The organism is Nocardioides aequoreus, from assembly GCF_000720335.1.
Lineage (GTDB): Bacteria > Actinomycetota > Actinomycetes > Propionibacteriales > Nocardioidaceae > Marmoricola > Marmoricola aequoreus.
On record NZ_JOJN01000001.1, the window covers coordinates 208579 to 231332 of the forward strand.

Genomic DNA, 22754 nt, shown 5'->3' on the forward strand with positions numbered 1-22754 from the left:
CGCGGGCAGAAGTCCCGCCATGCGCCCGATCCGCCCGGGTTCGTCCCGGTGCCGGGACGACTTGTGCCCGCGCGTCTGCGACCGTCGCCACCCGTACGACGCACGGGAGGCGCGAGGTGTGACCGGCGTACGACGAAGGCGGTCAGCCGCAGACGGCGCCGTGGGCGGCGGACTGCACGACCTTGGCGTACTTGCCGAGGACGCCGCGGGTGTACTTCGGGGGCAGCGGCTCCCAGCCCTCCCGGCGCGACTCGAGCTCCTCGGCCGGGACGTCGACGTCGAGGCGGCGGTTGGCCACGTCGAGGGTGATCCGGTCGCCGTCGCGCACGAAGGCGATGGGGCCGGCGTCGACCGCCTCGGGCGCGATGTGGCCCACGCAGAGCCCGGTCGTGCCACCGCTGAAGCGGCCGTCGGTGATGAGCAGGACGTCCTTGCCGAGGCCGGCGCCCTTGATGGCGGCGGTGATGGCGAGCATCTCGCGCATGCCGGGACCGCCCTTGGGCCCCTCGTAGCGGATCACCACGACGTCGCCGGCGGTGATGCCGCCCTGCTCGAGGGCGTCCATGGCGGCGCGCTCGCCGTCGAAGACGCGGGCGGTGCCGGTGAAGGTCGAATCGTCGAAGCCGGCCGACTTCACGACCGCGCCCTCCGGCGCCAGCGAGCCCTGGAGGATGGTCAGGCCGCCGGTGGCGTGGATGGGGTCCTGCAGCGCGCGCACGATGGTGCCGTCGAGCGGCTTGGGCGCCAGCGCCTCGAGGTTCTCGGCCACCGTGCGGCCGGTCACGGTGGGCACGTCGCCGTGGATCAGGCCGGCCTGCAGCAGCGCGTTCATGACCACGGGGATGCCGCCGACGCGGTCGAAGTCGGTCCAGACGTAGCGGCCGAAGGGCTTCATGTCGGCCAGGTGCGGGACCTTGTCGCCGATGCGCACGAAGTCGTCGAGGGTGAGGTCGACGTCGGCCTCGCGGGCGATGGCGAGCAGGTGGAGCACGGCGTTGGTGGAGCCGCCGAGCGCCATGGCCACGGCGATGGCGTTCTCGAAGGCCTCGCGCGTCATGATCTGCCGCGCGGTCAGGCCCTGGCGCAGCATCTCGACGACGGCCTCGCCGGACTTGTGGGCGATGCCGTCGCGGCGGCGGTCGACCGCGGGCGGGGCCGAGGAGCCGGGCAGCGCCATGCCGAGCGCCTCGGCGACGCTGGCCATGGTGTTGGCGGTGTAGGCACCGCCGCAGGCGCCCTCGCCCGGACAGATCGCGCGCTCGACCTTGTCGACCTGCTCGCGGCTGATCTTGCCGGCGAGGCACGCGCCGACGGCCTCGAAGGCGTCGATGATCGTGACGTCGCGGCCGTCGACCTGGCCCGGCATGATCGTGCCGGCGTAGACGAAGACGTTGGCGAGGTCGAGCCGCGCCGCGGCCATCAGCATGCCCGGCAGCGACTTGTCGCAGCCGGCCAGCAGCACCGAGCCGTCGAGGCGCTCGGCCATCATCACGGTCTCGACGGAGTCGGCGATGACCTCGCGCGAGACCAGCGAGAAGTGCATCCCCTCGTGACCCATGGAGATGCCGTCGGAGACCGAGATGGTGCCGAACTCCAGCGGGTAGCCGCCGGCCGCGTGCACGCCGCTCTTGACCGCCTTGGCCAGCCGGTCGAGGGAGAGGTTGCACGGGGTGATCTCGTTCCAGCTCGACCCCACGCCGATCTGCGGCTTGGCCCAGTCGTCGTCGCCCATGCCGACGGCACGGAGCATCCCCCGCGCCGCCGTGGCCTCCAGGCCGTCGGTGACGGCACGGGAGCGGGGCTTGATGTCGGGCGCGGGACGGTCGCCGGAGGGGCTGGACGTGCTGGTCATGGGGCGAGGGTAGTCCCGCGCCACACCGGTCCCAGCGGCAGCCGTACGTCGCCCCAGCGCCGCTCCAGCGCGGCGTGCAGCCGCCCTGCGAAGTCGGGCAGGACGGCGAGCGGTCGCGGCGGCGTCGCGGCGGCGGCCAGCGCCAGCCGGTGCATCACCATGGCGCGGCGGCCGGGGACCTCCGGTCGCGCGGACTCGTCGGGCGCGGGGTCGAGCGCCCGGGGCAGGAACCAGCCGGGGCTCACGACCGACCACACCAGCGTGGTGACGGCGAGCTCCTCCCCCAGGACGCGGCGCCGCTCCGTCCCGGCTCGGGTCGCGGCGGCGTAGCGCGCGACCGCGGCGTCGACCTCCGCCCCCGGCATCGCCCACGAGCACCAGCAGCTCGGCCAGGGCACCGTCAGGTAGGCGAGGTCCCAGGCCGGGTGGAGCAGCTGGGCGCCCTCCAGGTCGAGCAGCACCACCCGCTCGCCGACCTCGGCGTTGTTGTCGGGGCAGACGTCGCCCGGTGAGATCACGAGCTCGTCGGAGAACAGGTCCGGCACCTGCCGGAGCGCGGCGAGCACGGCGTCGAGACCGTCGACGCCGAGCTCCGGGAGCACCTCGGCGTAGCGCTCGGCGGCCGTGCCGGGCTGCTCCTCGATGTCGGCGACGGCGCTCGCCCCGCGTCGGGCGACCGCGTCGGCGAAGGCGCCGACCCGTGCCGGGGTCGCCGCCGCGTGCAGCGCCGCCAGCGCGTCGACCCAGCCGTGCAGCCGACGCCGCGCGACCGGGGCGGCATCGCCGAGCAGGGCGTGGGCCAGGTGCTCGCCCGCCCCCAGGTCCTCCATGACGATCGTCCGCGAGGCGTCGTCGTGGCCCACGAGCGCCGGCACGGTGCCGGTCCCGGTCAGCACCTCGAGCGCCGAGCACTCGCGCGCGTAGCCCGCCGCCTCCTCCTCGCGGTGCACCTTCACGACGTACGACGCCCCGCCCGCACGGACCCGCCACACCACGGTGCGGCTGCTGCCGCCCAGGTCGACGGGCTCCTCGACGGAGTGCCCGAGCAGGCGCTCGACGGTGGCGGCGTGCTGCTCCCACGTCAGGTCCACGCCGCGACCCTAGGACGGCCGTCCCTAGGGTGGGGGGATGCACAGGATCATCGGCGTCGCCGGCGCCCCCGGGTCGGGCAAGACGACCTACGCCACCGCGCTCGCCGCCGAGCTGGGGGCGGCGTACCTCCCGATGGACGGCTTCCACCTCGCCGACGTCGCGCTCGACGCCCTCGGGCTCCGGGCCAGCAAGGGCGCCCCCGAGACCTTCGACGCCCACGGGTACGCCGCCCTGCTGCGGCGCGTGCGGGAGGAGCGCGACCACGTGGTCTGGGCCCCCGGCTTCGAGCGCGACCTCGAGCAGCCGCTCGCCGGGGCGATCGCCGTGCCGCCCGAGGCCGACGTCGTCGTGACCGAGGGCAACTACCTGCTGCTCGACCAGCCCGCGTGGCGCGAGGTGCGCGCCGAGCTCGACGAGTGCCGCTACCTCGAGGTCGACGACACCGTGCGGCGGGCACGCCTCGTGGCCCGGCACGTGCGCTTCGGCAAGACCCCCGCCGAGGCCGAGGCCTGGGTCGCCCGCGTCGACGAGCCCAACGCCGCGCTCGTGCTGGCCTCCCGCGCCCGGGCGGACCTGGTGGTCACCGCCTGACCCACCTGGTGCCGTGTGACCGCGGCGTTTCAGGAGCATGAGAGTGCTCTCACCGACGGCTCATGGTCGGTTCACGCGGACGTCCCAGCCTGTTCACCATGAGCGCACTGCAGGCCGCACCCCCGGTCCCCCGCCGCCGCGTCGCGCTGTACTCGCACGACACGCAGGGCCTGGGCCACGTGCGGCGCAACATCGAGATCGCCCGGGCGCTCCTCGCCGAGCGGCCCGACACCGACGTGCTGCTGCTCTCCGGCGCTCCCGAGGCGGCCCGGCTGCCGCGCCCGGAGCAGGCGGGCCTCGTGGTGCTGCCGTCGGTGTCGAAGAGCCGCTCCGGAGAGTACGCCGCCACGCAGCCCGGTCTCGGCCTCGCCGAGGTGCTCCGGCTGCGCGGGGCGATGGTCGCCTCGGCGATCGAGCACTTCCGTCCCGACGTGCTCGTGGTCGACAAGGAGGCCCGCGGCCTGCGCGGCGAGCTCGACCCGGCGCTCGCCGTCGCCCGACGCACCACCGGGGCCGGAGGGCGGCGTACCCGGCTGGTGCTGGGGCTGCGCGACGTGCTCGACACCCCGCTCACCGCCCGCCGGGAGTGGGAGTCGGCTGGGACCACCCGGACGCTGCGCTCCTCGTACGACGCGGTGTGGGTCTACGGCGACCCGCGCGTGCACGACCTCGGCGACGCCTGCGGCCTGCCGCGCGACGTGCGCGCGATGATGCGCTTCACCGGCTACCTCGCCGAGGGCCGCCACCACGGGCCCCGCGCGACGTACGCCGACGGCGCGCCGTACGTGCTCTGCCTCGTCGGCGGCGGCCAGGACGGCGCCGACCTCGCGGACGCCTTCGTCCGGGCCCCGCTGCCCCGCGGCCACCGCGGCGTCGTGGTCACCGGTCCCTACATGCCCCGGGCGGCGCGGGACGCGCTCGACGTGCTCGCGGGGACCCGTGACGACCTCAGCGTGCTGGGCTTCGTCGATGACACCCCGGGCCTGATCGACGGCGCGGCGGCCGTGGTGACGATGGGCGGCTACAACACCGTCTGCGAGCTGCTCGCCTCCGGGCGCCCGGGCCTCGTCGTGCCGCGCGTGGTGCCCCGCCTCGAGCAGGCGGTCCGCGCCGACGAGCTCGCCCGCCGCACCCACCTCGACGCCCTCCACCCCGACGAGGCGTCCGCGGACGCCGTCGGCGCGTGGCTCGCCGACGCCGTCGGCCGCGACGGCGGCGCCCACGACCTCGACCTCGGCGGTCTCACCCGCCTGCCCGCCCTGCTCGACCAGCTCCTCGAGGAGATCGACGATGCCACCGCCTGACCAGCCGCTCACCCAGCCGCCCACCCAGCCGCCCACCCAGCCGCACCGGATCGGCTACGTGCTCAAGATGTACCCGCGCTTCTCCGAGACCTTCGTCGTCAACGAGGTGCTCGCGATGGAGGAGCTCGGGGCGTCGCTGCACCTCTTCTCCCTGCGCCTGCCGGTCGACGGCCGCTTCCACGAGCGCCTCGCGCAGGTGCAGGCCCCGGTCACCTACCTGCCGCACCGGCTCAAGCCCCGCGAGCTGTGGGAGCTGCTGCGGCAGCGCCGGGCCGGCCTCCCGCGCCTCGCCGCGGAGCTCGAGGAGCTGCTCGCGCTCCCCGTCGAGGACGCCGTCGCGGCGGTCGAGCTCGCCACGGAGGTGCAGCGCCTGGGGCTGACCCACCTGCACGCCCACTTCGGCTCGGTCGCCACCGACGTCGCCCGGATGGCGGCCCGGCTGACCGGCGTCGGCTACAGCTTCACCGCGCACGCCAAGGACATCTTCCACGCCGAGGTCGACCGCGAGGCGCTGCGCACCAAGCTGGCCGAGGCCCGCTTCTGCGTCACCGTCAGCGACTACAACCTCACCCACCTCCGGGAGCAGTACGGCGCCGCGGCCGACGGCGTCGTCCGGCTCTACAACGGCCTCGACCTCGACCTGCTCCCCTACCACCCGCCCCACGGTCGCGAGGGCGTCATGGCGGTCGGCCGGCTGGTGCCGAAGAAGGGCTTCACCCACCTGCTCGACGCGGTCGCGCTGCTGCGCGACCGCGGCCGCGTGGTGCCGCTCGACCTCGTCGGCTCCGGCCCCGAGGAGCAGCCGCTGCGGGACCAGGTGGCACGCCTCGGCCTGGCGGACCTCGTGACCTTCCACGGCCCCCTCCCGCAGGGCCGGATGCTCGAGGTGATGCGCCGGGCCGCGGTCATGGCCGCCCCCTGCGTCGTCGGCGACGACGGCAACCGCGACGGCCTGCCGACGGTGCTGCTGGAGAGCCTCGCCGTCGGCACCCCCGCCGTCAGCACCCCCGTCACCGGCATCCCCGAGGCCGTGGTCGACGACCGCACCGGGCTGCTGGTGCCGGAGGGCGACGCCCCCGCGCTCGCCGACGCGCTGCTCCGCGTGCTCGACGACCCCGCGCGGGCGAGGCGGCTCGCCGACCTGGGCCGCGCCCTGGTCGAGGAGCGCTTCGACGTGCACCGCAACGCCGCGACCCTGCTCGGCCTGATGACCGGCGCCGCGCCGGCGGTCCGGGAGCTGCAGGAGGTCGGGGCATGAGGATCGCCTACGTCTGCGCCGACCCCGGCATCCCGGTCTTCGGCACCAAGGGCGCCTCGCTGCACGTGCGCGCCGTCGTGCGCGAGCTGCGGGAGCGGGGGCACGACGTGCACCTGGTCTGCGCCCGCACCGGAGGCGTCGCCCCCGACGACCTCGCCGACCTGCCCGTCCACCCGCTGCCGCGGGTGCGCGGCGAGCTGACCGCCGAGCGCGAGCGCAGCGCCCAGCAGTGCGACGCGGCGGTCGAGGCGGTGCTCGACGACCTCGCGCCGCACCTGGTCTACGAGCGCTACTCGCTGTGGGGCCGCACCGCCACCGCGTGGGCGCGCCGCCACCACGTGCCCTCCGTGCTCGAGGTCAACGCCCCGCTGGTCGAGGAGCAGGCCCGCCACCGCGGCCTGGTCGACCGCGAGGGCGCCGAGACCGTGGCGCTCGACGCGCTGGCCGCGGCCGGCACCGTCGTCTGCGTCACCGACGAGGTGCGCGCCTGGGCCCGCGAGCGCACCCCCCGCCCGCACGTGGTGCACACCGTGTCCAACGGGGTCGACACCGACCGGGTCCGTCCGCGCCACACACCGCCCACCCGCTCCGACGCCGAGCGCTTCACCGTCGGCTTCGTCGGCACGCTCAAGCCCTGGCACGGGGTCGACGTGCTCGTCGACGCGATGGCGCTGCTGGTGCGCCGCGACCCGACCTACCGGCTGCTGCTCGTCGGCACCGGTCCGGAGCACCAGCGCCTGGCGGCCCGGGTGGAGCGCGCCGGCCTGGCGACGTACGTCGAGCTCACCGGCGCCGTCGCCGCCGAGGAGGTCCCGGCCCTGCTCCACCGCATGGACGTCGCGACCGCGCCGTACCCCGACCTGCCGGGCTGCTACTTCTCCCCGCTGAAGGTCTACGAGTACCTCGCGGCCGGCCTGCCCGTCGTCGCGAGCGAGGTGGGCGTGCTGCCCGAGCTGCTCGAGCACGGCCGGCTCGGCGAGCTGGCCGCCCCCGGCGACGCCCACGACCTCGCCGCGGCGATCGAGCGCCTCCGTGCCGACGACGTGCGCCGCGCGCAGCTGCGCGGGCGGACCCGTGCCGTGGCCGAGACCCACGACTGGGCCCACGTGGTGGAGCGGATCCTCGTCCTCTCCGAGCAGGAGGCGGTCCATGTCGTCGCGTGACAAGCCGAGCTCGCTGCGCCAGGCCCTCCCCGGCCTGCGTCGCACGGGGCGCCACGTGCGCCCGCACCTGCGCGCCGAGCGACCGCTGCTCGCCGGCGGGCTGCTGGCGCTGCTGCTCGAGGTCGCGATGCGGCTGCTGGAGCCGTGGCCGCTGAAGTTCGTGATCGACGCGGTCGTGGCGGCGGGCGGCAGCACCGCGGGCGCCCAGCCCGCCGGGCTGACCCTGGAGCAGGTCCTGCTGCTCGCCTCGGGCGGGCTCCTGGTCGTGGTGCTGCTGCGCGCGCTGGCGGCCTACCTGACCACGCTGAGCTTCGCGCTGGCCGGCAGCCGGCTGATGACGCGGGTGCGCGGCGACGCCTTCGCCCACCTGCAGGGGCTCTCGATGAGCTTCCACGACAAGGCCCGCACCGGCGACCTGGTCACCCGGATCACCAGCGACGTCGGCCGGCTCCGGGAGGTGGCGGTCACCGCCGCCCTGCCGCTGGTCGGCAACGTGCTGACCATGGTCGGCATGGTGGCCGTGGTCGCCCTGCTCGACTGGCAGCTGGCGCTGCTGATGCTCAGCGTGGTGCCGCTCTTCCTGCTCACCGGCACCCGCCACAGCAAGAAGATCAACGGCGTCTCCCGCAAGCAGCGCACCGCGGAGGGCGCCATCGCGAGCCTGGCCACCGAGAGCCTCGCCTCGATGCGCGTCGTCCAGTCCTACTCGCTCGAGGACCGGATGCAGCGGTCCTTCGCCTCCAGCAACACCAAGACGCTCAAGGACGGCGTCCAGGCCAAGAAGCTCTCCGCCGGGCTCGAGCGCAAGACCGACGTGCTCGTCGGCGTCGCGACCGCGCTGGTGCTCTACGTCGGCGCCCGTCGCGTCGTCGACGGCGCGCTCACCGCCGGCGAGCTGGTCGTCTTCCTCACCTACCTCAAGGCGACCTTCAAGCCGATGCGCGACCTCGCGAAGTACACCGGTCGCATCGCCCAGGCGGCCGCCTCCGGGGAGCGCCTGGTCGACCTGCTCGAGGAGCGCCCCACCGTCGTCGACACGCCGTACGCCGTCCCCGCCCCGCGGCTGCGCGGCGAGGTGCGACTGCGCGACGTCTGGCTCTCCTACGAGCCGGGCCACCCCGTGCTGCGCGGGCTCGACCTGCACGTGCCGGCCGGGCAGCGCGTGGCGCTCGTCGGCCCCTCGGGCGCCGGCAAGTCGAGCGTCGCGGGTCTGCTCTCGCGGCTCCGCGACCCCGACGAGGGTGCCGTCGCGCTCGACGGCCACGACCTGCGCCACCTCACCCTGGCCACGGTGCGACCCCAGGTGGCGGTGGTGCTGCAGGAGAGCGTGCTCTTCGCCACCACCGTGCGCGACAACATCGCCTGGGGCAGCCCGGGCGCGACCGACGACGACGTCGAGCGCGCCGCCCGGTTGGCCGGCGCCCACGACTTCATCAGCCGGCTCCCGCAGGGCTACGACACCGTGGTCGGCGAGCGCGGCGACACCCTCTCCGGTGGTCAGCGCCAGCGCATCGCGATCGCCCGCGCCGCGGTGCGCGACGCCCCGGTGGTGGTGCTCGACGAGGCCATGACCGGCCTCGACCAGGAGACCGAGCGCGAGGTCGTCGGCGCGCTCGAGCGGCTGACCGAGGGCCGCACCACCCTCGTCATCACCCACGACCTCGACGCGGCCCGCGGCTGCGAGCGGGTGGTCTGGCTGGAGCGCGGGGTGGTCGTCGACGACGGCGCCCCCGACGAGGTGCTGGCCCGCCGGGCCGACCTGCGCGAGGTGTCCCGTGCCGTCTGAGGTCCTGGCGCCCGACGTGCTGCCCACCGCCAGCGCCGAGCTGGCCGAGCGCGACCCGGCCCTGCCCATGCTGCCGATGCTGCTGTGCGACACCGTGCTCTCGGCCTGGCTGTCGGCCCGGCTCGGCGAGCCGGTCGTCGCGCGCCGGCGCTACCTGCGCTACAAGGCCGGGACCGCCTGCCTGGCCAGGGTCGACGTCCGCGCGGCGACCGGTGATCCCGGACCGCCGCGCACCATGATGCTCGCGCACTGGGCCGACCCGGGGGGCGGCAAGCTCGAGAAGGCCCGCGCCAAGGCTCCCGTAGGCACCGTGCTCCTGGCCGACCCCGCCAGCGGGGTGCTGGTCACCTCCCCCGCGGCCGACCGCCACCTGCCCGCGCTGCGGCGCCTGGAGGACCCCGCCCGCCGCGGCGACCTGCTGCGCGCGGTGCTCGACAGCGCGCGCTTCGCCGACTCCGGCGTGGTCTCCACGACGCTGGCCTACAAGCCGCACCGGCGCTGGGTCGGGCGGGTCACCACGGTCCGCGGGGAGCGCGCGCTGGTGCGCGTCTACCGGCCGGCCGACCTCGACCGGGTGGCCGAGGTCTGGGCCCACACCCGGGCGCTCGCCGAGGCGGGCGTGCCCGTCTCGCGGCTGCTCGGCACCCATCGGCGGCTCGGGGTGGCGGGGGTCGCGTGGGTCCCGGGCCACCAGCTGCGCCTCGACGCCGATGCCGCGCTGCTGCCCGAGCTGGGCGGTGTGCTCGCCCGCCTCCACGCCCAGCCGGCCCGGCTGCCGGCCCTGCCCACCTCCGAGCGCATCCGCGGCCTGCGCCGCACCGCGGCCGCCGGCTCGGTGCTGCTCCCCCACCTGGCCCCCCGGCTCGAGCAGGTCGTCGGGCGCGCCACCGCGGCCCTGCACGCGCTGCCGCCGACCCCGTGCGCGACCCTCCACGGCGACCTCTCCGCCGACCAGGTGGTCGTCGGCGACGACGGCCGCGTGCGGCTGATCGACCTCGACCGGGCGCGGACCGGCTCCAGCGCCGACGACCTGGCCAGCCTGGTCGCCACCTCCCCCGCCCCCGTGCTCGACGCCCTGCTCGCCGGGTACGCCGCGCACGCCGCGCCCCCCACCGCCGCCGAGCTCGCCGCCCACACCGCCGCCCAGCTGCTCGCCCGCGCCACCGACGGCTTCCGCGCCGCCGAGCCCGACTGGGCCGAGCGGCTCGAGCGCGCGGTCGACGACGCCGAGGAGCTGCTGTGAGCACGCTGGCCACCGCGGCGACCGACGTCGGCTCGGCGGGGCTCTCGCTGCTGCGGGCGACGCCCCGCGGCGAGGGCCGCCTGCTGCTGGCGCTGCGAGACGGCGCGGGCGAGGAGCTCGCCGGGCAGTGGTACGCCGACCCCGCCCGCTGCCGCGACGTCGCGCGGCGTACGCACGCGGTGGCGGCGGACGACGTCGCCGTGAGCGGCGAGCGGCTGCTGCTGCAGCGGCACGGCGCCGACCGGCGGCTGCCGCAGCTGTGCCGGCTGGTCGCCGCTGGCGGCACCCTGGTCGCGCACCGCCCCGAGCGCCGCGGCGTCGTACGCCGCCCGGACGGGCGCTACACCAAGGTGGTGCCGGCCGACCGGGTCGCGGGCCTCGCCGGCACCCTGGCCCGGGCCGCGGGCTGGACGGGGGTGCGCGTGCCCGCCGTGACCGGCACGGGTCGCGGCACGGTGACGCTGACGGCGCTCCCCGGGGCGCCCCTGCACGACCTCCTCGCCGACCCCTGCGCCGACCTCCCGGCCCTCGGCCGGGCCGTCGGTGAGGCGTTGGCCCGGCTCCACGCCGTGCCCGTGCCGGCCGACCTGCCCGCTCACGACCTGGCCGCGGAGGTCGAGGTCACCGAGCGCTGGCTCGCCCTCGCGGCCGAGCACGCCGACCTCCCGCTCGACCTCGAGGGTGCGCTGCGCGCCGTACGCCGCCGGGTCGCCGCCCACTCCCCGGGCCGGCGTGCGGTGCTCCACCGCGACCTGCACGACAAGCAGCTGCTCGTCGACGACCGGCACGGCGTCGGCGTGCTCGACCTCGACCTGCTCGCGGTGGGCGAGCCGGCCCTCGACCTGGCCAACCTGCTGGTCCACCTCGAGCTGCGCGCCCGCCAGGGCCGGATCACCGGCCTGGCGGCGCGCACCACCGCCGACGCGGTGCTCGCCGGCTACGCCCCCGACGCCGCGACCCGCGCCGCCCTGCCGCTGCACGCGCGGCTCGCCCGGCTGCGCCTCGCCGGCGTCTACGCCTTCCGCCCCGGCGCCGCCGCGGCGGCGTACCACCTCTCCACCGACCCCCTGCTCGAGGAGCTCTCATGAGGATCACCGTCATCGGCACCGGCTACCTCGGCGCCACCCACGCCGCCTGCCTGGCCGAGCTGGGCTACGAGGTCGTGGGCCTCGACAGCGACCCCGCGAAGGTCGAGAGCCTGGCGCGGAGCGAGCTGCCCTTCTACGAGGAGGGACTCCCCGAGCTGCTCCGCCGCCACGTCGACGCGGGCGGGCTGCACTTCACCGCCGACCCCGCCCAGGCGGCCGACGCCGAGGTCGTCTTCGTGTGCGTCGGGACGCCGCAGCGCAGCGACGGCCTCGCCGCCGACACCAGCCAGGTCGTGGGTGCCGTCGAGGCACTGGTGCCGCTGCTGACGGCCGACACGGTGGTCGTGGGCAAGTCGACCGTCCCGGTGGGCACCGCCGCCGTGCTCCAGGGACGCGCCGACGAGCTCGCCCGCGACGGCGTCCGCGTGCGGGTGGCGTGGAACCCCGAGTTCCTGCGCGAGGGCCACGCCGTCGACGACACGCTGCGTCCCGACCGGCTCGTGCTCGGCGTCGCCGACGAGGTGGCCGAGAAGGTCCTGCGCGAGCTGTACGCCGACCTCATCGACGCCGGCACCCCGCTCGTGGTCACCGACCTCGCCAGCGCCGAGCTGGTGAAGACCTCGGCCAACGCCTTCCTGGCCACCAAGATCTCCTTCATCAACGCCGTCGCCGAGCTCTGTGAGGCCACCGGGGCCGACGTGGTCGCGGTCGCCGAGGCGCTCGGGCACGACGTCCGGATCGGCCGCCACGCGCTCGGCGCGGGGCTCGGCTTCGGCGGCGGGTGCCTGCCGAAGGACATCCGCGCGCTGATGGCGCGCGCCGGCGAGCTCGGGGTCGACCAGGCGCTGACCTTCCTGCGCGAGGTCGACAGCATCAACATGCGCCGCCGGCAGCGGGTGGTCGACCTCGCCGTCGAGGAGCTCGGCGGCGACCTGCTCGGACGCCGCGTCGCGGTGCTCGGGGCAGCCTTCAAGCCCGGCACCGACGACGTCCGCGACTCACCCGCGCTCAACGTCGCGGCCCAGCTGCAGCTGCGCGGCGCCCACGTCGTGCTGTACGACCCCCAGGCCGGCGACAACGCCCGCCGGGCCTTCCCCACGCTGCGCCACGCGACGTCCGCGGCCGAGGCGGTGGCCGGCGCCGACCTGGTGCTGCACCTAACCGAGTGGCAGGAGTTCCTCGACCTCGACCCCGCCCCGCTCGCCGCGGCCGCGCGACGTCCGGTGGTCATCGACGGGCGCAACGCCCTCGACGCGCAGCGCTGGCGCGAGGCCGGCTGGACCGTCCGCGGCCTCGGCCGCCCCCGGCTCGGCCCGCTCGCCGTGGCCTGAGGCGGCCCGGGCCTCAGACGCGGGCGGCGCGGACGCAGAGCACGTCGGGCAGGTCGCTGACGGCGAGCGACCAGGTCTCCCCGGCGTCGGCGCTGGCCCAGACCGTGCCGTTGCGGGCGCCGACGTAGAGGCCGGCGGCGTCGTGGTCGTCGGCGCACATGGCGTCGCGCATCACGCCGACGTAGAACTGCGAGGGCAGCCCGTCGTCGAGCGGCTCCCAGGTGTCGCCGGCGTCGCGCGAGCGCCACACGCGCGCCCGGGCCTCGGGTGGGTAGCGCCCCTCACCGCTGCCGATCGGGAAGAGGAAGATCGTGTCGGGCTCGTGCGGGTGCACCACGACGGGGAAGCCGAAGTCGGCGGGCAGGCCCTCGGCGATGTAGGTCCAGTGACCACCCTCGTCGTCGGAGCGGTAGACGCCGCCGTGGTTCTGCAGGTAGAGCCGCTCGGGACGAGAGGGGTGGCGCGTGACCTTGTGCACGCACTGACCGAACTCCGGGTACTGCGCGCCCTCGGGCAGGAACTCCGCGCGGATGCCCTGGTTGCGCGGCTCCCACGACGCGCCACCGTCGCGGGTCTGGTAGACCCCGCCCGTCGAGATCGCCACCGTCACCGAGTCGGGGTCGGTCGGGTGCGGCAGGACCGTGTGGAAGGCCTGGCCGCCGAAGCCGGCGCCCCACTCGGAGCGGTGCGGGTGGTCCCACAGCGCCTGCTCGAGCGCGAAGGTGTGACCGCCGTCGGTCGAGCGCCACACCGCCCCCGGCTCGGTGCCCGCCCAGACGACGTCGTCGCCGGTGCCGCCGACCAGCTGCCAGACCCGCTCCACCGACGCGTCGGTGCCCTCGGGGAAGCGCAGCCCGCCGTCGGCGGACTCCTCCCAGCTGCCGCCGAGGTCGTACGACGTGCGCACGCGCGGCCCCAGCCACATCGAGCTCGCGCCGGCCAGGAGGCGCAGCCCGTCGCGGCGACGCACCGTGGCGACGGAGTAGACCTCCTCCATGTCGAAGTGCGGTCCGCTCCAGGTCCACTCCCGCCGGTCCTCGTCGGACCGGCCCACCCACAGGCCCTTGCGCGTGCCCGCCATCAGCACCGTGTCCGCCACGTCGTCCTCCTCCTCGAAGCATCCCGTCCCCGAGCAGACCACGCGGCGATCGGGAAGTCATCGGTGGCGCGTTCACACACTCGTCACCTCGGCGTGACCGTCGTGTCGTGACGTCCCCCTACGATCGAGGAGGGAGAAGCTGCACCTGGGAGGGTCCGATGCTCCAGCTCGTCGCACTGCACAGCCCGCTCACCACCCGAGTGGGCCGCTGGTCCGAGCGCGCGCAGCAGCGGGCGTGCCGCAACGCGATGGTCGCCTCGACGGCGCTGAGCCAGGCGCGCCGCGAGCGGGCCGAGGTCGAGGAGTACGTCGTGGGCACCCTCGCGCGCCGCAGCCCGCAGGTGCTGCCCCAGGCACTCGCTCCGGCAGCCGAGACGCCCACCGGGACCTGACCTCCCGGGGGGCCGGGGTGCGGCACAATCCCGCGCATGCCCCTCTCGCTGCCGGGTGTCTCCCTGGGCTACTTCCACGTCGAGGCCACCGACGGCACAGCCCTGCAGGCCTGGACCAACGACCCGCACGACACCCGGCCCGGCCCGACCGTGGTGCTGTGCAACGGGCTCGGCACCAACCCCTACGCCTGGCCCGCGCTGCTCGACCCCGCCTGCTCGGTGCGCGTGGTCTCGTGGAACCACCGCGGCACCGGCGGGTCGCAACGACCGCGTGATCCCGAGCGCGTCGGCATCGAGGACTTCGCCGACGACGCCGTCGCGCTGATGGACCACCTCGAGCTGAGCTCCGCGGTGCTGATGGGCTGGTCGATGGGCGTCAACACGATGTTCGAGGTGGCCCTGGCCCATCCCGACCGGGTGCGCGGGATGCTCGCCGTCGGCGGGGTGCCGGGCGGCACCTTCGCCTCCATGGGCGCCCCGATCCTGCTCCCCCGGCCCGTACGCCGCCCGGTCGCCACGGGCGTCGCCCACCTGGGGCGGGCCCTGGGGCCGGCCCTCTCGCCCGTCACCACGCACCTGCCCGTCGGTCGCACGCTGATGCAGCTGCTCAGCCACAGCGGCTTCATGCTCCCCCTCGCCGACCCGGAGCTCGGACGTCGCGCGGTCGAGGAGTTCCTCTCGACCCCGGTCGAGTGGTACATGCACCTCGCGCTGCACTCCTCGCGCCACCGCCGCGTCTCGCTGCGGCCGATCGACACCCCGACCGCCTTCGTCGCCGGCACCTGGGACGTGCTCGCCTCCGCCCACGACATGCGCACCGCAGCCGAGCGGATCCCGGGTGCCACCTACACCGCGCTCCGCGCCAGCCACTTCCTGCCCCTGGAGCGACCCGCCGAGGTGCACCAGGAGCTGCTCGGCCTGCTCGACCGGGTCGGCTGAGAAGTTGGCTGACGTGCCGGCTGACCGGCCGGCCCCCGCGTCACGGACGGAGCAGCAGGATCCGGTCGTCGTCGTCGGCCGGCTCGCCCCGGCCGTCGCGGTTGGAGGTCGCCACCCACAGGTTGCCGTCGGGGGCGGCGGCGGCCAGCCGGAGCCGGCCGTGCTCGCCCTCCAGGAAGGCCCGGTCGTCGGTGGCGCCGTCGGCGTCGACGCCGATCCGCCAGAGCCGCTCCCCGCGCAGCGCCGCCATCCACAGCCGCCCGCCGGCGAAGGCCAGGCCCGAGGGCGAGGCGTCGTCGGTGGCCCACTGGACCTCCGGGTCGATGGTGCCCTCGGGGCCACCGCGACCCTCGGCGAGCGGCCAGCCGTAGTTGCCGCCCCGCACGATCAGGTTGAGCTCGTCGAAGGTGTCCTGGCCGAACTCCGAGGCCCACAGCCGGCCGCGGTCGTCGAAGGCGAGGCCCTGCACGTTGCGGTGCCCGTAGGACCACACCGGGGAGCCGCCGGGATTGCCCCGCGACGGCTCGCCGTCCTGGTCGACGCGCAGCACCTTGCCCGCCAGCGACTCCCGGTCCTGGGCGAGGTCGGGGTCGCCCGCGTCGCCCGTGGCGACGTAGAGCTGCTCGTCCTCCGGGCCGAAGGCCAGCTGGCCGCCGTCGTGGTAGGTGTTCTTCGGGATGCCGGTCAGGATCGGCTCGAGCCCGCCGACCTCGCCGTCGCGGAAGGTGCCGCGCAGCACGCGGTTGTCGGTGTCGGTGGTGAGGTAGAAGAAGACCCGCGCGTCGTCCTCGAAGGAGGGTGACACCGCGAGCCCGAGCAGCCCGGCCTCCCCGCCGGGCGCCGCCTGGCCGATGGTGCCGACCTGCCGCACCTCGCCGTCACCCACCTGGAAGACGCGCTCGGTGTCGCGCTCGGTCACCAGCGCGCTGCCGTCGGGCAGGAAGGCGATGCCCCACGGCGCCTCGAGGCCCCGCGCCACGGTGCCGAGCACCTCCGGGGGGCCGCTGCGCGGCGCCTCGACAGACTCGCTCGCCGACGCGCTGGGCGACTCCTCGGGCGACTCCTCGGGCGATCCGCTGGTCTCGCCCGCGGTCGGCGTCTCCCCCGCCGAGGGCTGCGTGTCCTCCCCGCAGGCGCTCAACAGCAGGGTCGGGACGACGAGCAGGGCCGCGAGCCGCTTCATGCTGGCAGGCTAGTCAGCGGCTGGTCACGGGGTCGCTCCTCCGGTGGGGCGCGCGGGGCTCGGCGCCGGGCCCACCACCACCGCGCGGCGTACGGCGCGCCGCAGCGTGGTCAGCACGGCCGGGCCGAGCAGCACCACGGCCAGCGAGTTGGCCAGCGCACGGCCGGTGTCCCAGCCGCCGGTGGAGGTCAGCAGCGTGTAGAGCCCGAAGCGGTGCAGGTTCTCCAGCAGCGGCGCCCCGGGCACGAACGACAGCGTGCCCTCGTGGCCCGGCACCTCGATGCCGAGCGCGTAGGGCCAGCCGTTGAGGTTCATCAGCAGGCCGTAGGCGTAGGCCGCCACCACGCCGTAGACCACGAGCATCACGATCTCGCGCCGCCCGCGGACCCCCCGTGGCAGCAGCCCGGCGCACATCCCGACCCACGCCGAGGCCACCATCTGGAAGGGCAGCCACGGACCCACGCCACCGGTGAGCAGCGCGGAGGCGAAGAGCGAGGTGCAGCCGAGCACGAAGCCGAAGCCCGGGCCGAAGACGCGCCCGCCGAGGATCAGCAGGAAGAAGACGGTCTCGATGCCGGCCAGGCCCGCACCGAGGCCCCGCATCACGGCGTTGATGGCCGTCAGCACCCCGAGCATCGCCAGCACCTTGGAGTCCATCCCGCCCTCGGTGAGCTCGGCCAGGCACACCACGACGATGACGGGGAGCAGCGCGACGAAGAGGAAGGGCGGCTGGACCGTGCCGGCGTCCGGGGGCACCTGCAGCAGCAGCGGCCAGCAGAACATCATCAGCCCCGCGAGCGAGGCCGCGGCGAGCACGGCCGCTGACCGGGGCCGCAGCCGGAGCCCGGGCACGTCGAGCCGCTCCTCGCGCGTCACGACTGCCCCTGCAGCTGCGCCACCGTGAGCCAGCCCTCGCCGAGGATCTTGTGCACCTGCGGCGCGAAGGCGGGCGACTCGGCCACCACGCGGGCCGTCGGGCCGGCCGAGACGACCTCGCCCTCCGCGAGCACCACCACCTCGTCGGCGACCTGGGCGACGAACTCGACGTCGTGGGTCGCGACCAGCACCGCACGTCCCTCGGCCGCCTGTGCGCGCAGCACCGAGGCGAGCACCTCCTTGCCGGGGTAGTCGAGCCCGCGGGTGGGCTCGTCGAGCAGCAGCGCCGTGGGGCGCGCCGACAGCACCACGGCCAGCACCAGCGCGAGCCGCTGGCCCTCCGAGAGGTCGCGGGGGTGGGCCTCGCGGTCGATGCCCGGCACCAGCCGGTCGAGCAGCCGTGCCGCGCTCCCGGGCTCCGCGCCGGTCTCGCGGTCGGCTGCCGCGCACTCCTCGGCGACGCTCTCCAGGTAGAGCAGGTCGGCGGCCGTCTGCGGCACCAGCCCGACCAGCCCTCGACGCTCCTCGGCGTCGAGGCGCTGCGGGTCCCGCCCGTCCACCTCGACGCTGCCGCCGGCGCGCGAGCGGCTGCCCTGCAGCGCCCAGAGCAGCGTGGACTTGCCCGACCCGTTGCGGCCCATCAGCGCCGTCACCCGGCCGGAGCCGAGCACGAGGTCGACCTCGCGCAGCGCGGCGACCCGGCCGTAGGCCACCGACACCCGCCGCGCCGTCAGCGCGGGCGGCGCGGGAGCCGGCTCCGGCACCACCGCGGGCGACGGCAGCCGCAGCCGCGTCGCGCGCCGCCGGGCGTCGCGGACGCTCAGCGGCAGCGGGTCCCAGCCGAGGTGGCGGCCGAGCTCGACGATCGGGGGCGCCACCGGCGAGTCGCGCAGCACCTCCTCCGGGGGCCCGACCACGACGCCACCGTCGCCGCGCACGAGCGCGATCCGGTCGACGAAGGGCACCACTCGCTCCAGCCGGTGCTCGGCGAGCACGACCGTCACTCCGAGGTCGTGCACGAGCCGCGTCAGCGTCGCCAGCACGTCCTCGGCCGCGGTCGGGTCGAGCGCCGAGGTGGGCTCGTCGAGCACGAGCACCCGCGGGTGCATCGTCAGCACGGCTCCGATCGCCACGCGCTGCTGCTGGCCACCCGAGAGCGTGCGCAGGTCGCGCCCGCGGAGGTCGGCGACGCCGAGCAGGTCGAGCGTCTCCTCGACGCGGCGTCGCATCGTGGCGGCGTCCAGGCCGAGCTGCTCCATGCCGTAGGCGAGCTCCTCCTCGACCGTGTCGGTGACGAAGCCGGCGCTGGGGTCCTGGCCGACGTAGCCGACCACGTGCGCCCGCTCCCGCGGAGGCAGCCGCACGACGCTGCGCCCGTCGAGCAGCACGTCGCCCTCGAGCACCCCGCCGGTGAAGGACGGCACGAGACCGTTGAGCACCCCGAGCAGCGTCGACTTGCCGACGCCGGTGCGACCGGCGACGAGCACCAGCTCGCCCTCCTCGAGCACCAGGTCGACCGCGTCGAGCACCGGCGGCAGGCCGGGACGGTAGCGGAAGCCGACGTCACGCAGCTCGAGCACGGCCCACCTCCCGCGGGAGGCTCATCCGTGGTGGCGGCGCCGCCACCGCCGCGAGCAGGCCGACGAGCACGACGAGCAGCGCCGTCGCCGTGACCACGGGGGTCTGGTCGAGGGTCGGGAAGCGCACCTCCACCGGCACCAGCAGCCGCATCCCCGCCGCGGCCGCGACGCCGCAGAGCACGACGGCGGTCTCCTCCAGCCTCCAGGGGTCGGGGCGGTAGCGGGTGCGCTGCACCCGCTGCCCCGCGGAGAGGAAGCCGAGCGTGGCGCAGGTCAGCCCGCCGACGAGACCGCCGACGACCAGCCACCGGGGCGCCTCGAGGTCGAGCAGCGCGTAGACGCCCACGCAGATGCCGCCCAGCCCGAGCAGCATCAGCGTCCCGGTCGTGCCGCGGCGGCCGCGGGTCAGCGCGCCGGAGCGGCCGTAGCCGCGCGCGTCCATGCCGGCCGCCAGGGTGAGCGAGCGCTCCAGCGCGTCCTCCAGCACCGGCACCACCACGCCGCGGAAGCGCGCCACCCTCCCCCCGGGTACGCCGCGCAGCCGCCGGGCCGCGAGCACCCGCGCGAGGCTGTCACCCAGCTGCGGCAGCAGCGCGACCGCCACGACCACGGCCGTGCCGACCTCGTAGAGCGCGGCCGGCATCGCCTTGAGCAGCCGCTTGGGGTTGGCCAGCGAGTTGGCGGCGCCCACGCAGATGACCAGGGCCGCGAGCCGCAGCCCGTCGTACAGGCCCGCCAGCACCGCCTCGCGGGTCACCGGGCCGAGCAGCGTGATCCCGGCGGCCCAGTCGGGCAGCGGCACCTCCGGCAGCCACAGCCACTCGGTCACCCCGAGACCGCTGCCGAAGAGGATCCGGAAGACCACGCGCACGACCACGATGACCACGCCGAAGAGCAGGTAGAGCCGGAAGGACGAGGCCCACGGGTGGTCGGAGCGTCGCAGCACCACCGTCACCCAGGCCACGCCGATGACCAGGAGCAGCAGCACCGGGTTGGTGGTCGCCGTCGCCGCAGCGGCCAGGGCGAGGGCCCAGGCCCACCACGCACCCGGGTGCAGGTCCCGGGACAGCCGTCGCGCGCTCACCGTCTCGTCGTACCAGCCCCGGTCGGCCGTGCCGCGCTCAGGCCTGGCGACGCCGCCACCACACGGCGCCCCCGCCGCCGGCCGCGAGCAGCACGAGCACCCCGAGCGGGACCCACAGCGGGAGGCCCTCCGGCTGGTCGTCGTCGACCGCGACGGACGTCGGCTCCAGGGCCGCCTGCGCGTCGTCGGTGGGCGACGCGGACGGCGACCCCGCGGCCGACGTCGTAGCCGACGACGCGGAGGCCTCCGCGGAGGCCTTCGCGGACGCCGTGCTCGAGGCCTCGGCCGAGGCGCTGGCGGACGCCCGGGCGGACGCACGGGCCGACTGACGCGCTGACGGGCTCGAGGAGCCGGTCGTCGCCTGGGGCGCGCTCGAGGAGTCGTCCGAGGGGCGCGCGCTCGGCGTCGAGGCAGGCTTCGACGCAGGCGCCTTCGTGGGCTTCGCCGCAGGCGCCCTCGTGGGCTTCGCGGCGGGAGCCTTCGTGGGCTTCGCCGCCGGCGCCTTCGTGGGCTTCGCGGCCGCCGGCGCCGTGGGGCTCACCCCCGGCGCCCCGCTGCCACCACTGCCCTGGAAGGCCCAGCCGACGAAGCCGCCGGAGGGCACGTCGAGGGAGTAGGCCCCGCGGCTGGAGTAGGTCCACCGGCCGTTGCCGCTCGACCAGTAGAGCCCCCAGTAGGCGCTGCCCGAGGACGCCCGCTGGCAGGGGTCGTTGGCCGGCTTGCCGTTGACCCGGCACACGAAGCCGGGCTCCTGGGCGGCCTGGGTCAGGGCCACTCCGGCGCGCTGGCTCAGCGCGGCGGCCTTGCCGCCGCCGCCCGAGGCGCAGGAGCGCACGATGCCGCCCCCGAGCGCCTTGTAGTCGACCACGACGCTCACGCCCTGGCCCGCGCCGCACAGCGCTGCGGCCGCGGGTGCGGCGTGCCCCACCGCACCGGTGGCGGCGACCAGGGCCGCCACCACCAGACGGGTGGTCCAGCGCAGGATCAACGCACGACCCGGACGGTCTTCTCGCCGCGCCGGATGTCACCGAACTTCGACCGGGCGACGACCTTCTTCGCCCCGAGCGAGCGGCCGGAGTCGAAGCGCGCCACGAACTGGCCGTTGCCGTCGGCGTTGCCGCGACCGACGACCTTGCCGGCGTACAGCACGGCGACCTTCTCGTTGGCGGCCAGGCCACGCACGCGGGCGACCAGGTCGGCGCCCCGAGCGGCACGCGCCCGGTTGGTCGCGACGGCGAGCCGCTTGGCCCCGAGCGCCTTGACGTTGGCCCGGGCGATGTTGCCCTGCCGGTCGACGATCGAGTAGGTCCGGTTGGCCGACCTCGCCGGCAGGTCCACCGTGCGGGGGAAGACCGCGGAGGGCGCGTTGCGCAGGATCTTGTTGCCGGGGCCGATCAGGCAGTAGCCCTCGCCGGCCTCGAAGCCGCCCGCGCGCAGCGCGATGCGGCTGCCCGCGCGCTGGTAGCTCTGCGGTGCCGCCAGACGCGGCACGGTGCCGAGCTCGGACTCGTCGAGCAGCGCCAGGGCGGGCAGCGCCTGCGCCATCACGCGCTGCCACTGGTCACGGTCGGCCGGCTCGGAGCCCAGCCCGTCGTTGCGCGCCGACTTGAGGTCGGCGCCGTTGTAGCCCAGCGCGCCGCGCTCGGGGTTCATCTCGGTGCAGGCGTCGAACGCCGTGACCTGGAGCCGACGCAGCCACGCGGCCGCCTCGGTCGCCGCGCCGGCGTCGCCGGCCGCGACCGCGAGCGCCGCCAGGGCGGTGCTGTTGGCGTTGGACGCCGTCTCCTCGCCGCTGCCGCCCCACGAGCCGTTGCCGGCCTGGCGTGAGAGCAGCCAGGTGCGCGCCGCGGCGATCGCGTTGGTCACGTCGGTGCCGGGGGCCTCGATCTCCTGCAGCTGCTGCACCACGATGCCGGTGACGTCGTTGGTGGCCTCCGCCGCGTCGGCGCAGGTCAGCGCCGTGGTCGCGGTGGGCTCGGCCATCTCGAGGCGGAAGCCGCCGCCCGGGCACTGCTGGAGGAGCAGGTAGTCCGCCGCCGCGGCGGCCTCGGGAGAGCCGGCAGCCGCCAGGCCGCGGGCGGCGAAGGCCTGGCCGAGCGTGTTGGCGAAGTCGGTGCGGGTGAAGTCGGCGTCGCCCGCCTGCCCGACGGGCGGCTGCGCGGCGCCGTCCCTGGTCAGGCTGTCGACGATGCGGCCCTGGGAGGCGCCGGCGTCGGTGGTGAGCTCCTCGAGCCGCTGCTCCAGCTCGATGCTGCCGGCCGAGGTGGCTCCGCCCTGCCCGGTGAGGAGCGTCAGTGCCTTGCCGGTCGCGTTGGCCGCCTGGCTCACGAAGTCGGACGGCGTGCCGTCGCTGTCGTCGTCGAAGGAGTACTCCGCCTGCACGTAGGCCTGGCCGCGCGCGCCTCGCACGGCCGAGACCACGGAGGCCACCGCGGCGTCCTGACCGCCGACGGCCGCGAGCGAGAGCGCGGCGTCGATGCTCAGGCCGACGTCGCCACCGCCGAACTGGCCGGGCAGCAGACCGTCGCTACCGAGCTCGTCGGCGAGCCAGGCGGCGCCGGCGGAGGACGCGACGTCGGTGGGTGCCGCGCTGGCGGGCGACGAGGCGGCGACGACCGCGCCCGAGGCGAGCAGGACGGTGCTGAGGGCGGCGGCCGTGGTCCGGCGCACGGATGAGCTCATCGAGTGGTTCCTTCCCGCTGCGGTTCCGCGGCAGCGCGAGTGAAGGTGACTCGTGGCAGGTCCTCCGGCTCGCCGCGGTCCCGACGGGATGGCGGCCTACGGTTGCGGGTCAGCGCCGGACTCAGACCGGCTTCCCCTGATCACGGGCCAAGGTGGAGTTGTCGGCCCCGACGGGGCCGCGCGCAATCTAGCACTGGCGCGGCCCCTCACC

19 protein-coding genes and 1 riboswitch are annotated in these 22754 nt (G+C 75.8%); of the genes, 10 read left to right on the forward strand and 9 right to left on the reverse strand.

Annotated elements, in window-relative coordinates; translation table 11 throughout:
• Positions 1–142 precede the first annotated feature (142 nt).
• Entirely contained in the window at positions 143–1852 is a 1710-nt protein-coding gene (ilvD, locus tag IG63_RS0100985; RefSeq protein ID WP_030482514.1) for a dihydroxy-acid dehydratase, read from the reverse strand.
• Positions 1849–2943: a protein kinase family protein gene (locus tag IG63_RS0100990; RefSeq protein WP_030482515.1), complete on the reverse strand. Its 1095-nt coding sequence runs from the start codon at positions 2941–2943 to the stop codon at positions 1849–1851. The genes ilvD and IG63_RS0100990 overlap by 4 nt, the downstream gene beginning before the upstream one ends.
• A gap of 37 nt (positions 2944–2980) precedes the next feature.
• Here IG63_RS0100990 and IG63_RS0100995 point away from each other — a divergent pair, with 37 nt between their 5' ends.
• The 8 genes from IG63_RS0100995 to IG63_RS0101030 all read left to right on the forward strand — a co-directional run bounded on the left by IG63_RS0100995 (position 2981) and on the right by IG63_RS0101030 (position 12708).
• Positions 2981–3535: a nucleoside/nucleotide kinase family protein gene (locus tag IG63_RS0100995; protein WP_030482516.1), complete on the forward strand. Its 555-nt coding sequence runs from the start codon at positions 2981–2983 to the stop codon at positions 3533–3535.
• Positions 3536–3633: 98 nt separating this feature from the next.
• Positions 3634–4839 (forward strand): glycosyltransferase family protein, encoded by a 1206-nt coding sequence (locus IG63_RS0101000; RefSeq protein ID WP_157209964.1) that lies wholly within the window; start codon positions 3634–3636, stop codon positions 4837–4839.
• Positions 4826–6097 carry a glycosyltransferase gene (locus IG63_RS0101005; RefSeq protein ID WP_051706008.1) on the forward strand — a complete coding sequence of 424 codons (1272 nt, stop codon included), beginning with the start codon at positions 4826–4828 and terminating at the stop codon, positions 6095–6097. Before IG63_RS0101000 ends, IG63_RS0101005 begins: the two co-directional genes overlap by 14 nt.
• Positions 6094–7260 (forward strand): glycosyltransferase family 4 protein, encoded by a 1167-nt coding sequence (locus IG63_RS0101010; RefSeq protein WP_030482519.1) that lies wholly within the window; start codon positions 6094–6096, stop codon positions 7258–7260. Before IG63_RS0101005 ends, IG63_RS0101010 begins: the two co-directional genes overlap by 4 nt.
• Positions 7247–9046, forward strand: a complete 1800-nt coding sequence (locus IG63_RS0101015; RefSeq protein ID WP_036194119.1) for an ABC transporter ATP-binding protein — start codon at positions 7247–7249, stop codon at positions 9044–9046. Before IG63_RS0101010 ends, IG63_RS0101015 begins: the two co-directional genes overlap by 14 nt.
• Entirely contained in the window at positions 9036–10289 is a 1254-nt protein-coding gene (locus IG63_RS0101020) for a phosphotransferase enzyme family protein (protein ID WP_030482521.1), read from the forward strand. The genes IG63_RS0101015 and IG63_RS0101020 overlap by 11 nt, the downstream gene beginning before the upstream one ends.
• Positions 10286–11377 (forward strand): phosphotransferase family protein, encoded by a 1092-nt coding sequence (locus IG63_RS0101025; RefSeq protein ID WP_030482522.1) that lies wholly within the window; start codon positions 10286–10288, stop codon positions 11375–11377. The genes IG63_RS0101020 and IG63_RS0101025 overlap by 4 nt, the downstream gene beginning before the upstream one ends.
• Positions 11374–12708 (forward strand): UDP-glucose dehydrogenase family protein, encoded by a 1335-nt coding sequence (locus IG63_RS0101030; RefSeq protein WP_030482523.1) that lies wholly within the window; start codon positions 11374–11376, stop codon positions 12706–12708. Before IG63_RS0101025 ends, IG63_RS0101030 begins: the two co-directional genes overlap by 4 nt.
• A 13-nt stretch (positions 12709–12721) precedes the next feature.
• On the opposite strand, the gene IG63_RS0101035 is transcribed toward IG63_RS0101030, so the two are convergent.
• Entirely contained in the window at positions 12722–13807 is a 1086-nt protein-coding gene (locus IG63_RS0101035) for a WD40/YVTN/BNR-like repeat-containing protein (protein WP_211249159.1), read from the reverse strand.
• A 158-nt stretch (positions 13808–13965) separates the two neighbouring features.
• Between IG63_RS0101035 and IG63_RS0101040 the strand changes: the two genes are divergently transcribed.
• Together IG63_RS0101040 and IG63_RS0101045 are read left to right on the forward strand one after the other, a co-directional pair.
• The gene (locus IG63_RS0101040; protein WP_030482525.1) at positions 13966–14199 is read left to right on the forward strand and encodes a hypothetical protein; all 234 of its coding nucleotides are present in this window, start codon (positions 13966–13968) and stop codon (positions 14197–14199) included.
• Positions 14200–14235: 36 nt separating this feature from the next.
• Positions 14236–15138, forward strand: a complete 903-nt coding sequence (locus tag IG63_RS0101045; protein ID WP_030482526.1) for an alpha/beta fold hydrolase — start codon at positions 14236–14238, stop codon at positions 15136–15138.
• A 40-nt stretch (positions 15139–15178) separates the two neighbouring features.
• On the opposite strand, the gene IG63_RS0101050 is transcribed toward IG63_RS0101045, so the two are convergent.
• Genes IG63_RS0101050 through IG63_RS0101075 form a run of 6 tightly spaced genes read right to left on the reverse strand, consistent with a single transcriptional unit; the run spans position 15179 to position 22543 of the window.
• Positions 15179–16321, reverse strand: a complete 1143-nt coding sequence (locus IG63_RS0101050; protein ID WP_030482527.1) for a PQQ-dependent sugar dehydrogenase — start codon at positions 16319–16321, stop codon at positions 15179–15181.
• Positions 16322–16345: 24 nt separating this feature from the next.
• Positions 16346–17197, reverse strand: a complete 852-nt coding sequence (locus IG63_RS0101055; RefSeq protein WP_245604219.1) for an ECF transporter S component — start codon at positions 17195–17197, stop codon at positions 16346–16348.
• Positions 17194–18777, reverse strand: coding sequence for an ABC transporter ATP-binding protein (locus IG63_RS0101060; RefSeq protein ID WP_030482529.1), 1584 nt, complete (start codon positions 18775–18777; stop codon positions 17194–17196). The genes IG63_RS0101055 and IG63_RS0101060 overlap by 4 nt, the downstream gene beginning before the upstream one ends.
• Positions 18761–19861, reverse strand: coding sequence for a CbiQ family ECF transporter T component (locus IG63_RS0101065; RefSeq protein WP_036194121.1), 1101 nt, complete (start codon positions 19859–19861; stop codon positions 18761–18763). Before IG63_RS0101065 ends, IG63_RS0101060 begins: the two co-directional genes overlap by 17 nt.
• A 37-nt stretch (positions 19862–19898) precedes the next feature.
• Positions 19899–20849, reverse strand: a complete 951-nt coding sequence (locus IG63_RS0101070; RefSeq protein ID WP_030482531.1) for a hypothetical protein — start codon at positions 20847–20849, stop codon at positions 19899–19901.
• Positions 20846–22543 (reverse strand): hypothetical protein, encoded by a 1698-nt coding sequence (locus tag IG63_RS0101075; RefSeq protein WP_157209966.1) that lies wholly within the window; start codon positions 22541–22543, stop codon positions 20846–20848. The genes IG63_RS0101070 and IG63_RS0101075 overlap by 4 nt, the downstream gene beginning before the upstream one ends.
• A 37-nt stretch (positions 22544–22580) precedes the next feature.
• Positions 22581–22703: riboswitch (cobalamin riboswitch) on the reverse strand.
• Positions 22704–22754 lie beyond the last annotated feature (51 nt).

What these genes read in the sequence shown, in the direction of transcription:
- IG63_RS0101030 (WP_030482523.1), top strand. Translation starts at nt 11,374, where the DNA reads ATGAGGATCACCGTCATCGGCACCGGCTACCTCGGCGCCACCCACGCC.
- IG63_RS0101015 (WP_036194119.1), top strand. Translation starts at nt 7,247, where the DNA reads ATGTCGTCGCGTGACAAGCCGAGCTCGCTGCGCCAGGCCCTCCCCGGC.
- IG63_RS0101075 (WP_157209966.1), bottom strand. Translation starts at nt 22,543, where the DNA reads ATGAGCTCATCCGTGCGCCGGACCACGGCCGCCGCCCTCAGCACCGTC.
- ilvD (WP_030482514.1), bottom strand. Translation starts at nt 1,852, where the DNA reads ATGACCAGCACGTCCAGCCCCTCCGGCGACCGTCCCGCGCCCGACATC.
- IG63_RS0101010 (WP_030482519.1), top strand. Translation starts at nt 6,094, where the DNA reads ATGAGGATCGCCTACGTCTGCGCCGACCCCGGCATCCCGGTCTTCGGC.
- IG63_RS0101040 (WP_030482525.1), top strand. Translation starts at nt 13,966, where the DNA reads ATGCTCCAGCTCGTCGCACTGCACAGCCCGCTCACCACCCGAGTGGGC.
- IG63_RS0101045 (WP_030482526.1), top strand. Translation starts at nt 14,236, where the DNA reads ATGCCCCTCTCGCTGCCGGGTGTCTCCCTGGGCTACTTCCACGTCGAG.
- IG63_RS0100995 (WP_030482516.1), top strand. Translation starts at nt 2,981, where the DNA reads ATGCACAGGATCATCGGCGTCGCCGGCGCCCCCGGGTCGGGCAAGACG.
- IG63_RS0101000 (WP_157209964.1), top strand. Translation starts at nt 3,634, where the DNA reads ATGAGCGCACTGCAGGCCGCACCCCCGGTCCCCCGCCGCCGCGTCGCG.
- IG63_RS0101005 (WP_051706008.1), top strand. Translation starts at nt 4,826, where the DNA reads ATGCCACCGCCTGACCAGCCGCTCACCCAGCCGCCCACCCAGCCGCCC.
- IG63_RS0101050 (WP_030482527.1), bottom strand. Translation starts at nt 16,321, where the DNA reads ATGAAGCGGCTCGCGGCCCTGCTCGTCGTCCCGACCCTGCTGTTGAGC.